This window comes from Cytobacillus massiliigabonensis, from assembly GCF_900199725.1.
GTDB lineage: Bacteria > Bacillota > Bacilli > Bacillales > Cytobacillaceae > Cytobacillus > Cytobacillus massiliigabonensis.
Genome location: NZ_LT904904.1, coordinates 1,539,417 through 1,555,544, shown reverse-complemented (window position 1 = coordinate 1,555,544; position 16,128 = coordinate 1,539,417). Strand labels below are relative to the sequence as shown.

At 38.3% G+C, this 16,128-nt stretch carries 16 protein-coding genes; all 16 read right to left on the bottom strand.

Translation table 11 applies throughout. The annotated features are described in order from the left end of the window. Positions 1-40: 40 nt before the first annotated feature. The 16 genes from C1726_RS18730 to C1726_RS18655 all read right to left on the bottom strand — a co-directional run bounded on the left by C1726_RS18730 (position 41) and on the right by C1726_RS18655 (position 16,055). The gene (locus C1726_RS18730; RefSeq protein ID WP_102274538.1) at positions 41-1,156 is read right to left on the bottom strand and encodes a Nif3-like dinuclear metal center hexameric protein; all 1,116 of its coding nucleotides are present in this window, start codon (positions 1,154-1,156) and stop codon (positions 41-43) included. Continuing rightward, entirely contained in the window at positions 1,153-1,860 is a 708-nt protein-coding gene (locus C1726_RS18725; protein WP_102274537.1) for a tRNA (adenine(22)-N(1))-methyltransferase, read from the bottom strand. The genes C1726_RS18730 and C1726_RS18725 overlap by 4 nt, the downstream gene beginning before the upstream one ends. A gap of 114 nt (positions 1,861-1,974) precedes the next feature. Then, positions 1,975-2,337: a cytochrome c550 gene (gene cccA / locus C1726_RS18720; protein WP_102274536.1), complete on the bottom strand. Its 363-nt coding sequence runs from the start codon at positions 2,335-2,337 to the stop codon at positions 1,975-1,977. A gap of 171 nt (positions 2,338-2,508) precedes the next feature. After that, positions 2,509-3,651, bottom strand: a complete 1,143-nt coding sequence (locus C1726_RS18715; protein WP_102274535.1) for an acyl-CoA dehydrogenase — start codon at positions 3,649-3,651, stop codon at positions 2,509-2,511. A 99-nt stretch (positions 3,652-3,750) separates the two neighbouring features. Next, on the bottom strand, positions 3,751-4,278 hold the full coding sequence (locus tag C1726_RS18710) for a hypothetical protein (RefSeq protein ID WP_102274534.1): 528 nt from the start codon (positions 4,276-4,278) through the stop codon (positions 3,751-3,753). A 258-nt stretch (positions 4,279-4,536) separates the two neighbouring features. Beyond that, positions 4,537-5,664: an RNA polymerase sigma factor RpoD gene (gene rpoD, locus C1726_RS18705; RefSeq protein WP_053477046.1), complete on the bottom strand. Its 1,128-nt coding sequence runs from the start codon at positions 5,662-5,664 to the stop codon at positions 4,537-4,539. 109 nt (positions 5,665-5,773) lie between these two features. Then, on the bottom strand, positions 5,774-7,582 hold the full coding sequence (dnaG, locus tag C1726_RS18700) for a DNA primase (protein WP_102274533.1): 1,809 nt from the start codon (positions 7,580-7,582) through the stop codon (positions 5,774-5,776). Positions 7,583-7,653: 71 nt separating this feature from the next. Continuing rightward, entirely contained in the window at positions 7,654-8,094 is a 441-nt protein-coding gene (locus C1726_RS18695) for a YaiI/YqxD family protein (protein ID WP_102274532.1), read from the bottom strand. Between the two features lie 384 nt (positions 8,095-8,478). Then, the gene (locus C1726_RS18690; protein WP_102274531.1) at positions 8,479-9,297 is read right to left on the bottom strand and encodes a pyruvate, water dikinase regulatory protein; all 819 of its coding nucleotides are present in this window, start codon (positions 9,295-9,297) and stop codon (positions 8,479-8,481) included. A gap of 31 nt (positions 9,298-9,328) precedes the next feature. Continuing rightward, complete coding sequence (locus tag C1726_RS18685) at positions 9,329-9,964, bottom strand: helix-turn-helix transcriptional regulator (RefSeq protein ID WP_102274530.1); 636 nt, start codon at positions 9,962-9,964, stop codon at positions 9,329-9,331. Positions 9,965-10,121: 157 nt separating this feature from the next. After that, positions 10,122-12,194 carry a glycine--tRNA ligase subunit beta gene (gene glyS / locus C1726_RS18680; RefSeq protein ID WP_102274529.1) on the bottom strand — a complete coding sequence of 691 codons (2,073 nt, stop codon included), beginning with the start codon at positions 12,192-12,194 and terminating at the stop codon, positions 10,122-10,124. Between the two features lies 1 nt (position 12,195). After that, the gene (glyQ, locus tag C1726_RS18675; RefSeq protein WP_102274528.1) at positions 12,196-13,077 is read right to left on the bottom strand and encodes a glycine--tRNA ligase subunit alpha; all 882 of its coding nucleotides are present in this window, start codon (positions 13,075-13,077) and stop codon (positions 12,196-12,198) included. Positions 13,078-13,375: 298 nt separating this feature from the next. Next, entirely contained in the window at positions 13,376-14,128 is a 753-nt protein-coding gene (gene recO, locus C1726_RS18670) for a DNA repair protein RecO (protein ID WP_102274527.1), read from the bottom strand. A gap of 31 nt (positions 14,129-14,159) precedes the next feature. After that, complete coding sequence (locus C1726_RS18665) at positions 14,160-14,300, bottom strand: YqzL family protein (RefSeq protein WP_066396054.1); 141 nt, start codon at positions 14,298-14,300, stop codon at positions 14,160-14,162. 449 nt (positions 14,301-14,749) lie between these two features. Then, entirely contained in the window at positions 14,750-15,664 is a 915-nt protein-coding gene (gene era, locus C1726_RS18660) for a GTPase Era (RefSeq protein WP_102274526.1), read from the bottom strand. Beyond that, positions 15,657-16,055 (bottom strand): cytidine deaminase, encoded by a 399-nt coding sequence (locus tag C1726_RS18655; protein WP_102274525.1) that lies wholly within the window; start codon positions 16,053-16,055, stop codon positions 15,657-15,659. Before C1726_RS18655 ends, era begins: the two co-directional genes overlap by 8 nt. Positions 16,056-16,128 lie beyond the last annotated feature (73 nt).

Genomic DNA, 16,128 nt, shown 5'->3' with positions numbered 1-16,128 from the left:
AATAACTAGTCCAGCTGGGACTAGTTATTTTTTCATCCTTCTACATAAATTGAAAAGGATCTGTGTGCAATTCAGATGCAAAGATTGAGACTTCATAGCCCTTTTCCTTGCACATTTTATCTAGCTGGATAGCAACACCCTTTTTCATCACTTTCTCGACATTATGGCCTGGATCAACAATATTTAGCCCCATCATCATCGCATCATGTGCCACATGGTAGTACATATCACCCGTAACGTACACATCTGCACCTTTAAATATAGCAGAAGTGAAATATTTATTGCCGTCACCGCCGAGAACTGCTACTTTCTTTACCTTATCAGTCCTGTCGCCTACGACCCGAACCCCTTTCACATCAAGACAGCGTTTTACATGGTTAGCAAACTCCTCTAGCGTCATTTCCGGAATATCTCCAATTCTTCCTAAACCAAGTATTTCCCCTTTATTATCTAATCTGTAAAGATCATAAGCGACCTCTTCATATGGGTGGAATTTAAACATAGCCGAAAGAATTTTTTTCTCTAAGTGTTCTGGAAAAATTGTTTCTATCCGTTCTTCTTTAACCGATTCTAGCCTTCCTTTTAGGCCGATATGAGGGTTTGTAGCCTCTCCCGGTAAAAATTGCCCAATACCGGAAGAAGAAAATGAACAATGACTATAATTTCCAATTGCACCCGCACCAGCATTCCCTAAAGCTTGCTTAAGCTCTTCGGCATTTTCCTCAGGAACATAGACAACTAGCTTTTTTAATTTTGTTTCAAATGTCGGATAAAGAACTTCTGTATTCGTGAGCTGAAGAGCCTCTGCTAGCATATCATTTACACCGCCAGTTGCCACATCAAGATTCGTATGTGCAGCATAAACAGCAATATCATGCTTTATAAGCTTCTCTATTAGTCGGCCGGCTGGCGTTTCCGTAGCAATTGCTTTCAAGGGACGAAAAATAGGCGGGTGGTGGGCAATGATTAGCTGCACATTTTTTTCAATCGCCTCATCGACTACTTCCTCAAGCACGTCCAGAGCAATCATCACATTTTCAATCGGTTTATTTAACCTTCCGATTTGCAGACCAATTTTATCTCCTTCCATTGCATAGCTTTTCGGCGAAAATTGCTCAAATAACTGGATGATCTCATGCCCATTCACCTTTTTCATTTATCCAAAACCTCCTCAACCATTTGAATCTTTTCTTTTAGTTCTTTTCTCTTTAGCATTGTTTCTTCCGATTCTGCTGCATTTTCCAGCTGGGTCAAAATTCGCTGCCAATTTTTCAGCTCATTCTTCCACTTTTTCTGAAAGGAAACAGATAATTGTTCAATTAAGAAAGGACCAAGTAAAAGCTCCTTCTGTAAATTTTTATATGGTTTGTATGGATCTCCTTTTTCCGCTACTAAAATCTCATATATTTTATCATCCTCTTCAAGTATCTCTTCTGCTATTAGCTCCCACCCGTTACCCAGGAGCCATTGCCTTGTCGTCATAGCACTAATATTCGGCTGGAGAATTAATCGTTTAACCGAACCCAGCTTCTCCTTCCCGTCTTCCAAAATGCTCGCTATTAATGCACCACCCATTCCAGCAATTGTTATACAATCAATTTCTCCCGGAGCAATAACTTCCAATCCATTTCCTTTTCGAACAATAATTTGTTCATTAAGCCCTTCCATCTTCACCTGCCGTTTTGCAGACTGATAGGGACCTTCAACAACCTCTCCAGCAACAGCAAACGGAATAATCTCCTTCTTTACAGCGTAGCATGGCAAATATGCATGATCAGAACCGATATCAGCAAGGCTTGATCCTTTGGGGATATAGTTTGCAACAGCTTGTAGCCGCTGTGATAATTTCTCAGTATTCATTCAGTCACCACTTATACCTTCATATTTTAAATAGCCATCGCACATAACGATAGCTCGTCTTAATAAGTATAGAAAAAGTCCTTTACATATGCAAAGGACTTTCTTTTTAATCAATTATTTAAGTGTCATTAACCATTCAGCCATTGCAGCTTCTTGACCAGCGACTAATCCGCCAGGCATTCCATTGGCTGTACCATTTGTTAGGATATCTACAAGTTCTTCCTGCGAGTGACGTTCACCAACCCCAGTTAATGCTGGTCCTACAGCACCTTGATACTGGTCACCATGACAAGCAAGACAGCTTTGCTTATATGTTTCTTCAGGGCTTGCTGCAACCTGCTCTTCAGCTTTGTCTCCGCCGCCTTCTTTTTCTGCAGCAATTTCATCCATGTTATTTAGACCAATAAATGACATAAAGAAAATTGCTACGATACCGAATGCAAAGATAATAAGATACGGCATTGCTGTATTTTTCATGTTTTAACCTCCCTTATGTAAGAACATCAAAATATTAAGTAATTGTACAAACAATCTCTATTCTACTTTAAATTCTACCGAAGGAAAAGACCTAAAGCAAACTTTGTCACAGCAAATTCGGAAAATAGACAAAAACTCCATCACTTAGATGGAGTTTTCCCTACCCTGTTATTAGTTACTTAAGATTTGACGGGCGATGACTAAACGTTGAACTTCGGATGTACCTTCGCCAATTTCAGTTAACTTGCCATCTCTCATATATCTTTCAACATGATAATCCCTCATATATCCATACCCGCCATGAATTTGAACGGCCTGGTCAGTGATTTCCATACATATCTCAGAGGCATAAAGCTTACACATGGATGCTTCCTTTGAAAAAGGTCTTCCTTGATCCTTCAGCCAAGCTGCCTTATAAACCATATTTCGTGCCAATTCGATTTTCATGGCCATGTCTGCTAGTTTAAATTGAATCGCTTGGAAATTGGATAAAGAGCGGCCAAATTGCTGACGTTCCTTTGCATATTGAACAGCCTTCTCATAAGCTGCCTGAGCAATGCCAACAGCCATTGCCCCAATTCCAATTCTGCCTCCATCTAAGGTTATTAAAAATTGTTTAAAGCCCTCGCCTTTTTTACCGAGCAAGTGCTCAGTCGGAACGCGCACGTCTTCAAGAACAAGTTCTGTCGTATTCGATGAATGCAATCCCATCTTCTCATAATTATCAATTACCTTAAATCCATCTGCATCAGTCGGTACGATAATTGCACTTATTTCCTTTTTGCCATCTGTTTCACCTGTTATAGCTGTAAGAGCTAAATGCTTCGCATAGCTTGCATTAGTAATAAAACACTTATTGCCGTTAATAATATATTCTCCATCTTTTTCAACGGCTGTTGTTCTTGTTCCCCCAGCATCCGAACCAGCACTTGGCTCTGTTAAACCAAACGCACCAAATGTTTCACCTGTACAAATAGGGATTAAATACTTACGTTTTTGTTCTTCTGTACCAAACAAATAAAGCGGGGCACCGCCTAGAGAAATGTGAGCTGAATATGTAATCCCTGTCGAACCGCATGCACGGCTTAGCTCTTCTGTAACAATCGCAAAACTTACAGTATCCGCACCAGCACCTCCATATTCTTCTGGGAATGGGAGACCCATTAAACCGAGGTCAGCCATTTTCTTAAAAATATCAATTGGAAACTCTTTATTGCGATCCCTGTCTAGAGCACCCGGTGCTACCTCTTCATCTGCAAATTCACGTATCGTTTTAAGAATCATTTCTTGTTCAGAAGTTAAATCAAAATTCATCTGTCCATCCCCCTTATACTTGTTGTATACGCTTACAACACTATTATAAAAGAGATTAGACAATTTTCACAACATTTAAAAATTTTATAAAATATTTTATTATACAAAAATATAAATAATGAGTAAAACTAACCCTAATACACCTGAAATTGTAAAGGCCAGCTGCTTTAGTTTCCAGCCGCACAGCAACCAGAGAATGCAGTTAATGATTAAATTGAAATATAGGAATATCGGTCTTTCCGGGAAAACGCTTGAAAAAAATTCAACAGATGTCAGCAATAGAATCAATGCTGACACAATCATTGGAATTTGCAGCAATATCCCTTTTCTAGAAAAATAAATTGTTACGATAATTCCAGCTAAAACAAATAAAATTAGTACCGGCATTTGCAAAGTAATAGACAATTCAGTAAAATGGATTAAAAAAAGGGTCAGTGGAAGAAGCAAAATAAAAAGATAGTGATTTTTCCAAAAACCCCCTATACTCATGCCTTTTTTTGAAATTTCTGGCTGATTCCCTTCAGTATATAATGCTAAAAGATAGTCGCAATACTGTTCTGGAAGCATTCGGGCTTTTTTCCAAGATAAAATTTCATTTACAATGATATTCTTTCTATTTTCATTCAAAAGTTACACATCCTTAGAAAAGCATAAGGCGCCCGCTTATCGGCGACAAGCACAAGACGAGCCGGCAGGGAGGTTGTTTTTTAACCTCCTTGACGGATTGGCTTGTGACCTCGAGCCGATGGCGCCTGGAGCTAGACAATATTCAAAGTTCAAAAATTTGTACTTCCTATTCAGAAATAAAAAAATAGTTTACTTCTATTGTAAGAAGTAAACTATTTTCTGGCAATCTTTTTCTAAAAAGGAAATTCAGTTTAGAATTTATTCTAAAAAGTCTTTTAACCGTTTGCTTCTGCTAGGGTGTCTTAATTTACGCAGTGCTTTGGCTTCAATTTGACGAATACGCTCACGAGTAACACCAAAAACTTTCCCAACCTCTTCTAATGTTCGTGTGCGTCCATCATCAAGCCCAAAACGAAGCCGCAATACATTTTCCTCACGATCTGTTAAAGTGTCTAGAACGTCCTCTAGCTGCTCTTTTAAAAGCTCGTAGGCAGCATGCTCAGAAGGAGATGTAGCATCCTGATCTTCAATGAAATCTCCAAGATGGGAATCATCCTCTTCACCAATTGGTGTTTCCAAGGAAACTGGTTCTTGTGCAATTTTTAAGATTTCTCTAACTTTATCAGGAGTTAAATCCATATCTTCAGCAATTTCTTCAGGTGATGGTTCACGTCCAAGGTCTTGAAGCAATTGACGTTGTACACGAATCAATTTATTAATGGTTTCAACCATATGAACCGGAATACGAATCGTCCTTGCCTGGTCGGCAATCGCTCTTGTAATCGCTTGTCGAATCCACCAAGTAGCATAAGTACTAAATTTAAAGCCTTTACGATAATCAAATTTTTCAACAGCTTTAATTAAGCCCATATTACCTTCTTGAATTAAATCAAGGAAAAGCATGCCGCGGCCAACATATCTCTTTGCTATACTAACCACTAAGCGAAGGTTAGCTTCAGCGAGGCGCCTTTTTGCTTCTTCATCGCCTTGTTCAATTCGCTCGGCAAGGGAAATCTCTTCTTCAGCAGATAAGAGATCCACACGGCCAATCTCTTTTAAATACATGCGTACAGGGTCATTAATTTTTACCCCAGGTGGAACGCTAAGGTCATTTAAATCAAATTCTTCTTCTCCTTTAGCTAATTCCTGTGCATTTGGGTCAGCATCTTCATCATTGTCGCCAACAAGCTCCACACCCTGATCACCAAGGAATTCGTAGAATTCATCCATTTGATGTGAATCCAATTCAAAATGACCCATTCTTTCTGCTATATCATCATAGGCAAGGACACCAGTCTTTTTTCCGATTTGAATTAATTGCTCTTTTACTTGTTCTAGGGTCAATTCTGAATCAACTTCTTTTGATCGAGCTGATTTTTCAGCCATATTGTCCCCCTCCTTCCATGAAATACGAAAAGCGCCGAGCTTACCCACGATTATTCTTATTCGTATGGCAGACGCTTTAGCTAGACTGACATCTAACTTGATAAGTCAATCAAAGAGACTTTCGCAGCTGGATGATTTCCATAGCAATTTGTGCAGCTTTTGCAAAATCACCCTGTCTCTCTGCTTCTTTTTCCTCAAACATTTTTTCTTTTATCTTTAACATTTTTTGATAATTAAACACCTGTTTCATGTAATCCATTAATTCCTGCTCGCTTAACTCTTCATTTATTAACATCATTTCAATGTTTGCAACGACTCTTTTAAGCTTTTCATCCTGTATAAAATTAATAAATGCACTAGGATCTGGCGAATGGCCATTTTCATAAAAACCAAGTAAATAGGTGATAACTGCTTGATGCTCATCAATATTAAAGGTATTTCCTTGAAGCAGCTCTTGAACCTTAAAAGCAACATCACTGTTCCTTAACATATGTGCGATTAAGCGCCTTTCTGCCGTATAATACGCAGGCTTTAGCTGGTTAGCCTTTGTAATAGGCTGGAGCTTAATTTTTGCATCATTACTTTTGGAATTATTTTTCCGCCTCTCAGCAAAGGAGAGCTGGTTTAGCTGCTCTTTAAGTGCTTCTAATGAAAGGGTAAATTCATTCGCTAATTGTCTAAGATAATGATCCCTTTCGACTGCATTATCAAGCTTACTTACTTCTGCTAATACTTCTTCGATATAACGGAGACGATCTCCTTCATCATGAAGTCTTTTTCCCCTTTTATAATACTGAAGCTTGAAAGCCATTAAAGTGACACTTGCATCAATAACTTCTTTGCGGAATTTTTCGTTACCAAACTGACCAATATAATCGTCTGGATCCAACCCGTCCGGCATTAAAGCCACTCTTACTTGCATCCCTGCCTCGGAAATCATATTTCCAGCTCTCCATGCAGCTTCAATCCCCGCATGATCAGAGTCATAACAGATCGTGATTGACTGAACATTTCTTTTTAAGACTGACACATGTTCCTCAGTTAAAGATGTTCCCATTGTGCCAACACCGTTTTCAACAGCTGCACGGTCTGCTGCAATTACATCGGCAAATCCTTCAAAAAGAACAGCCTGCTGCAGCTTTTTCATTTGAGGTCTTGCTAAATGAAAATTATATAAAATTTTACTTTTATTAAAAATTGCCGTTTCAGGACTGTTCAGGTATTTGGGCTCATCGGCCCCTAATGATCTTCCTGAAAAGGCAATCGTCTGACCGCCACGATCAAAGATTGGAAACATGATTCGATCCCGAAATCGATCGAAATATTTTCCATCCCTTTCTCGTTTAATAACCAAACCAGCTTTTTCTATCACTTGTACTGGAAATTTTCTCTTTGTTAGAAAATTCAAGACAAAGTCCCATGAGTTCAGTGAATAACCGATTTGAAACTTCTCAATCGATTCCATCGTAAAGCCTCTGCCAAGCAAATATTCTAATGCATGCTGACCATCTTTTGTATTTACAAGCAGATGATGGTAGAATTTACGCAATAGCTCATGAGCTTCTAACATTTGCTCAATATCTGGAGGGACTGACTTACGAACGGATATCGATGAAGAATCAATTTCTAGCTTAATGTTCCCTTTTTCAGCAAGCTTCACTGCAGCCTCCTGGAAGGAATATCCTTCAAGGTCCATTAAAAATGAAAAAGCATTTCCACCCGCACCGCAGCCAAAGCAATGAAAAATTTGTTTATCTGGTGAAACGGAAAAAGATGGCGTGTTCTCTCCGTGAAAAGGACATAATCCAAAATAATTTCGCCCTTGCTTCTTTAATTGGACATAGTCACTAATTACATCAACAATATCGACAGCTTGCCGAATTTCATTCACTTTTTCCTCGGCGATGCGCTCTGCCATGAGAACACCACCTCCATTTAAATATGAAAGGCGCAAGCGCCTTTCTATCATAATGCTTAATTCTAGAAAAATTACCGAATTCCTTCAAAATTCGACAATATTTTTGTTAACTGCTTAATAAATCTTAAGCGATCATCTTGACGAAAAGGCTTGGGACCTTTTCCATATATCCCCCTTCGCCGCGCTTTCGCAGATAGATATCTCATATCAAGCGCTGTATGAATTTCATTTTCTTCAAAAATAATCCCTTTTGGACTCATAACATGAACTTCTTTCAATAAAAGCGTCGATGCTAATCCGATATCTTGTGTAACAACGATATCCCCTGCCTTTACATGATTCATGATAAATAAGTCCACAGCTTCTTTACTAGAATCAACGAACTTCCAATTCGCTTGGCTTAGGTCATTCTTCATATGGGCATAGGAGGCAATAAATATAACTTCGATAGAAAAGTTATTACTTATTTCGACAATTTCTTCCTTTACAGGACAAGAATCGGCATCAACCATAATAATTGGTTTGCCTAATGTTCTAATAATTCTACATCACTCCGCATATTCCTTCTTTCAAACATAACTTTTGTATAATCATACTGAACTGCACTGTTTAGTGAGAATTACTAATTATTTTTATTAAGCAGATTAAAGATGTTATTAGTAAGAAAAAACTACAAAGTTTACCATTGTGTCGAATTTTTTTCAGGTCATGCCCTTGACTTCTCACAATAAATAGTTTATTCGTTCACATTGAACTCTAAACCTAATCTATAACATTTTTATCACAATTTTTTATTATAGTATAAAAAACTGTAGTTTTCTATTATTTTTTCTCATTACATAGAAAATAAATAAAAACTTCCCAATAAAAGAAAAGGGCACATAACAATGTATGTGCTAGCTTTTCGGAAAGCTCTTTCGATATTGATTTAAAATTAAATTTGCAGTTTCTTCTACAGCCTTATTTGTCACATCAATAACATGACAATTTATTTTGCTGACAACCGTCTCAAAATAATTTATTTCTTCTTTAATTCTTTCGATATTAGCGTAGCTTGCACTATCACTTAATCCTAAAGAAATAAGCCGTTCTCTGCGAATATTATTCAGCTTTTCAGGACTGATCTTTAAACCAAAGCACTTTTCCGGAGGCACAAGGTACAGCTCTTCTGGCGGATCCACTTCAGGTACTAACGGCACATTTGCAACCTTTAGCCTTTTATGAGCCAAATATTGCGAAAGCGGTGTTTTAGAAGTTCTTGAAACCCCTACTAGAACAATATCTGCCTTCAATATTCCACGCGGATCACGGCCATCATCATACTTTACAGCAAATTCAATGGCTTCCACTTTTTTAAAATAGTCCTCATCCAGCTTACGAACAAGTCCTGGTTCGTAAAGCGGTGTTTTTCCGTATAATACTTGAATTTGGTCCATTAATGGACCTATAATATCGCAGGCATAAATTCCTTCTTTTTCAGCCTGCTCATTAATATATAACCGAATATCAGGCTTAACTAGTGTGTAAACAATCATTCCGTTATCTAATTTTGCAAGAGAAATCACTTCGTCAATATGTACTTTATCCTCTACATATGGAAAACGCTTGATTATGACTTCACTGCCATTGAATTGGCTGACAGCAGCTTTTGTCACTAGCTCTGCAGTCTCTCCAACAGAGTCGGACACAACATAGATGACAGGCTTTTTATTCATCCTTTAAAACCATCTCCTCTGTTTCAAATTCTTATTTATTATCAGCTAAAGCGACAAACGCCTTTGTTAAATTCGTTTTTGTAATCCTGCCTATCACCTCAAATCCTTTATCTGTTTCTTTAACAACAGGCAATGCATCAATTTGTTTTTCTATTAGTTTTTTTGCGATATCGATTAACAAATCTTCTTTCTCGCACATCGTAATATTGGGCATTCGAGTCATGATGATATTAACAGGGATAGTTGTTAGTTCTTGTTTCCCTATACTTGCCCGCAGTAAATCTTTTCGTGAAAGAACTCCTACAAGCAATGATGACTGATCAACAACAAATAATGTTCCAACATCTTCTAAAAACATCGTTACAATCGCATCGTAAACAGAGACGTTTTCATTTACAACTACAGGGATCGATTGATATTCCTTTACACGAAGCTTCTGAAGATTTTCTGTCAGCAGCTGTGCACCTGATTTCCCTGTATAAAAATAACCGACACGAGGCCTTGCATCCAAGAAACCAGCCATCGTTAATATAGCTAAATCGGGTCTTAAAGTTGCCCTAGTCAAGTTTAATTGCTCAGCAATATTTTCACCAGTAATCGGGCCATTTTCCTTCACGATCTCTAATATTCTTTCCTGACGCTTATTTAATTCGATTGTCCTCACCACCCGTCAATCTAAAGTGTCATACTATTTATAAATATTATAACTTAAATCTAAGAAATGAAAAGAATAGAAATAGCATTTATAGTATAGAAGAAGAGTCTGCGAGACGCAGACTCTTCTTCATCATAATCACCCTTTTAAAAAAAGGCAAAAAAGAAGTTTATTTTACGATGATTTCATTCATATTTGCAAAATTTTTGATAATATTTGCTAGTTTGCCCATCAGGCTCAGTCTATTTTCACGAATGTCATGATTATCAGCCATTACCATCGTATGATCAAAATATTGATCAATCTCAGGCTTCATCGATATAAGGAGTGCAAATGTTTCCTCTTCAGAGATTTCTTTGCTTAATTGTTCATTAACAAGAATAAACTTATCAAAGAGAATGGTTTCATATTCATTTTCAAATAGGCTATTATCGACTTCTCCTATATTTTCCGCCTTTGAGGAAATATTTAATACACGGCTTAACGCTTCAATGCTCTCTTTAAAGCCTTCATCTTCCTTCCTAGCTTCAAGCACTTCTGCTTTTTTCACAAGTGCAGGTATCGGACCAATGTCACTTCCCAATACCGCATCAATTAAATCATATCGTACATGCTTTTCTTGAAGAAGATGCTTAATTCGCAGTTTAAAGAAAGCGATTATTTCTTTACTAATCTCTTCTACCGCTTTTTTAGCTATTCCAGCTTCTTCGATAAGCTGTAACGAAGCATTTATGATCCACTCTAAGGAAACTGCCCACTCTTTATTTAATAATGTTTGGACAATACCTGTCGCCTGCCGTCTCAATGCGTAAGGATCCTGGGAACCGCTAGGAATAATGCCAATGGCAAAGCAAGAAGCAATTGTATCTATCTTCTCCGCAATTGAGAGAGCCGCCCCTGCATTGCTTGCCGGCGTTTGGTCTTCGGCATTTCTAGGCATATAATGCTCGTTCATCGCCTTTGCTACTGCCCGATTTTCTCCCTTTTGCAATGCATATTTTTCTCCCATAAATCCTTGAAGCTCCGGAAATTCGTAGACCATATTTGAAACAAGGTCAAACTTGCAGATTTCAGCGGCACGATCAGCAAAGCCCTTCTCATCGCTGTTAAAGTTTAGCTGTTCTGCTATTTGATTTGTAAGACTGCGAACTCGGCTTACCTTTTCTGCAAGGGTACCAATTTCCTCATGGTATACAATGGAGCCTAGCTTTTTGAGCGATGCTTCAATTGGTGTCTTTTGGTCTTCCTTATAGAAGAAGGCAGCATCTGATAGCCTTGCCCTTAATACCTTTTCATTCCCCTTCGCTACCTTGTCAATATGTTCATGGCCGCCATTACGAACAGTAACAAAATATGGGAGCAACTTTCCATCGCTTGATTTCACTGGAAAATATCGTTGATGCTCTTTCATAGATGTGATTAGAACCTCTTCCGGAATTTCTAAAAATTCCTCTTCAAAGCGTCCGAATAATGCTGTTGGATATTCAACAAGATTCGTTACCTCTTCTAACAAATCCTCATCTATCGGAATGACCCAATTGCTTTCTTCTTCTAATCTTTTTAATTGCGAAAGGATTGCACTTTTTCTTTCTTCATAATTGACGATAACATACTGTCCAAGCAAAGCTTCTTCATACTTCTTCGGCTCTGTAATTTCAATTTTTCCGCCTAGGAATCTGTGGCCAACCGTCCAATCACCTGTTTCAACATTCGTAATCTGAAATGGAATAATCTCTGGTCCAAATAAAGCAATAATCCACTTGATCGGACGCACAAAGCGAAGCTCTTTATCTGCCCATCGCATATTTTTCGGAAATGTCATGGCTGTAATAAGATGCTGTAATTCTGGCAGTAAAGCAAATGTTTCCTGTCCTTTAATAAATTTCTTTACATGGACATATTCTACACCATTTATTTCTTTAAAAAAGATATCCTCCACACTTGCCCCTTGTCCACGGCAAAAACCAATGGCTGCCTTTGACCATTCACCGTCCTCATTCAAGGCAATTTTTCTCGCTGGACCTTTTGCTTCTTCATTAATATCTTCTTGCGCTTCATTCACACCTTCTACGAGGACAGCTAAGCGGCGCGGCGAAGAAAAGGCTTTTATATTTTCAAATGAAATTTTCTTTTCCATTAACCATGCTTGAACCTTATCAGACAGCTGATTCATCGAGTTTGTCACAAATCTTGCCGGCATTTCTTCCAAGCCGATTTCTAAAAGAAGATCTCTATTAGCCATATTAATTCTCCTCCTTTGTTTGCAGAATAGGGAATCCTAGCTTTTCTCGCTCTTCATAGAACGTTTTCGCAATCTTCCTCGCCAAATTTCGGCAGCGGCCAATATAACCTGTACGTTCTGTTACTGAAATCGCACCTTTTGCATCCAAAAGATTAAACGTATGTGAACATTTTAAAACATAATCATAAGCTGGATGAACAAGTCCTTCATCCATTTGTCTATGCGCTTCTTTTTCATAAATATTAAATAGATTAAACAGCATCTCAGTATCAGAAGTTTCAAAAGTATATTTTGAATGCTCATATTCAGGCTGTCCGAAAATATCTCTGACGGTGAATCCATTTGTCCACTCAAGATCAAATACATTTTCTTTATCTTGAATGTATGATGCAAGCCTTTCAATTCCGTATGTAATTTCTACAGAAACTGGCTTACATTCTAAACCTCCAACCTGCTGAAAATAGGTAAACTGTGTAATTTCCATGCCATCAAGCCATACTTCCCAGCCTAAGCCAGCACAGCCGAGCGACGGGTTTTCCCAGTTATCTTCAACAAAGCGAATATCATGCTCAAGCGGGTCAATGCCTAACGCCTTTAACGATTCTAAATACAGTTCCTGAATATTATCAGGTGAAGGCTTCATAATTACCTGGAATTGATGATGCTGGTATAAACGGTTTGGATTTTCACCATACCGTCCATCAGCAGGGCGGCGCGAAGGCTCTACATAAGCCACATTCCACGGCTCAGGACCAATGGCGCGTAAAAATGTATAAGGACTCATTGTCCCTGCTCCTTTTTCTACATCATAGGATTGCATCAGAATACAGCCCTGTTCGGACCAATGCTTCTGCAGAGTTAAAATCATGTTTTGGATATTCATAAGACACCTTCCTTAAAAGAATTTAAAACAAAAAAACTCCCATCTCTATGCATAAAGCATAGGGACGAGAGTTACCCGCGGTTCCACCCTATTTGCTGCAATAAAAAAGGCAGCCAACTTGATTGTCAAATGCGACGGTTGCTCCAGAACGCCTTCCTTAACCTTCTATACCCTAGCTTCCACTATCCTAGGTTCGCTTTTATAGAGCAAATTAAGTACTCTTCTCTTTCACAGCAACTATTAATTTAATAATTTGAATCATAGCCGAAATTATTGCAGATGTCAACTAGAAAAGCATTTAAATCATTCCATCAAACTTGGTCATTTGATTAAGGAATTTTTTGGTCTTTAAATTTAATCCAGAATACTCATCATAGTAAGCAGAAATAATTTTTTTCAATTCTTCCTTTGTTTCCTGCTTAACAGAAATATTCCCTAGACGCGACAAATCAAGATAATAAAAAACACGCAAAAGCTTTACAGCTGCGGAAGAAATTTTATAATGATAAGGGTCTTTTTCAATACAGCGGTGGCAGATCAAGCCGCCTTCTCGAATCGAAAAAGAAAAATGACCATCTGTATTCCCACAAACAGCACATTGATTTAATATTGGGTAGAGCCCAAGCGTATTAAGCATTTTCATTTCAAAAATATTGACAATTATCTCTGCATCAAAACCTTCGTTTATCAAGTTTAATATTTGATAAACCAATTCAAATAAAAAAGGATTGGGCTTCCTATCATCTGTACTTTTATCAGTTAAATCAACGATATAGCTTGCATAGGCAGTAAGAAAGATATCTTCTTTAATCGAACGCATTGAAGAAATCATTTCTCCCTGCTGTAAAGTCCCTAAGCCATTGCTTCTTTGTACTAAAAAGTACCCGTATGTAAAAGGCTGGGTAACAGCCGCAAGTCTGCTATTAGGCTTTTTTGCCCCGCGTGCCATCACACCAACCTTTCCCCATTCACGTGTATAAAGAGTGACAATTTTATTTGTTTCACCATAGTTTGTTGTTCTAATGACGATGCCCTCACATTTTTCAAGCATCTCTAGCACCATCCCTAACGATTAGACAAACCTATGAGATAGGAAAATCAATTTCTTGCTCTGCGTCCTGATTTCCGGGTATATCTTGAGTTTCCTTTTCTAGCTCCTTAAAGAGAAGATATGTGTCAATGTTACCTGTCTGCGAAAAAACCTTCCAGGTAAAATCCATCATCGAAAACCCCACCTTTCCGTTATTCAACGCAATTTTTTATCCCAAATCCTTATCACTTATCATAGCCTGTCTTTCCAATTTCATAAGAGAAAAATATTGTAAATCAAAAACATACATAATTAGCAGTTGCCCATAATATTCTAGTTATGGCTTGGAAAACTGATCTTTGTCTAGCCTGGGCAAGCCACCTGCGCTTTTCATTATCCAGCTCCGGTGGCTAGGGGCTCGAGGTCATAAGCCATCTCGACTTGAAGGTTAAAGTACAACCTTCATGACGATCCGTCTTATGCTTGTCGCCCCTGGGCAAGCCACCTGCGCTTTTCTTTGTCCAGCTCCGGTGGCTAGGGGCTCGAGGTCATAAGCCACCTCGACTTGAAGGTTAAAGTACAACCTTCATGACGATCCGTCTTATGCTTGTCGCCCCTGGGCAAGCCACCTGCGCTTTTCGTTTAATATTCATCTTCCCTGAATCCGAAATCTCGGAGCTGGGACATTTTGTTGCGCCAATCCTTTTGGACCTTTACCCAAAGCTCAAGAAACACTTTCGATCCAAGGAGATTTTCGATATCAAGTCGGGCCCGCTGCCCAATTTCCTTCAGCATCTTTCCTTGTTTTCCAATTACAATGCCTTTTTGTGAATCCCGCTCAACAATAATGGTAGCCATCACATGAACAACATCTTTATCATCACGGCGCTCCATCTTATCAATTAATACAGCCAGGGAATGAGGAATCTCCTCTCGAGTCAAGTGAAGAGCTTTTTCCCTAATAAGCTCGGAAACGATAAACCTTTCCGGATGGTCTGTCACTTGATCAGCTGGGTAATATTGCGGCCCTTCTGGAATATACGTTTTTATTTGTTCTAAAAGAGTTTCAACATTATTTCCTTCAAGTGCAGAAATCGGAATAATTTCACTAAATTCGTACTTTTCCTTATAAGATTCGATTAATGTCATCAACTTGTCGGGATGAATTTTATCAATTTTATTAATGACAAGGAAAATGGGTGTTCGAATCGATTGAAATTTTTCCAAAATAAATTCTTCTCCACGACCATAGCCTTCCTCAGCATTAACCATAAACAAAATAACGTCTACTTCTTTCAACGTATTTTGTGCGACCTTCATCATAAAGTCACCAAGCTTATGCTTTGGCTTATGAATCCCTGGTGTGTCAATAAAAATAAATTGTGCATCATCTGTTGTTAAAACACCTTGCACTTTGTTTCTTGTCGTTTGAGGCTTATCACTCATGATCGCTATCTTCTGACCGATCACTCGATTTAAAAAAGTAGACTTTCCTACATTTGGCCGACCAATAATTGAAATAAATCCTGACTTATGTCCTTGTGTAGTATTATTCATGTAAATCCTCCGATGAGAAAGCGCCAGGTAATAATCCATCAATTGATATTTCCTGAATATCCCCTTTTAAATTTGTTAAGTAAACCTTCATGTCCTTAGGGCATAATTCAGCGATGACCTGGCGGCAAGCCCCACATGGAGAGCATGGGCGGTCTGTATCCGCTACAACAGCCATTGCAGTAAATTCTCTGTCTCCCTCTGAATACGCTTTAAAAATTGCTGTTCTTTCAGCACAATTACACATGCTGTATGCAGCATTTTCAATATTACATCCGTGGTATATCTTTCCGTCCTCTGTTAAGAGCGCCGCACCTACCTTAAATTTTGAATACGGAACATAAGCTTTATCTCTTGCGGCAATCGCTTCTTCAATTAGTTTTTCAACATTCACTAATAATGCGTCCTTTCCTTAAGAAGGGGATTCCTTCTTTTATTCTACCTCATTTTGACATCAATTACATCCG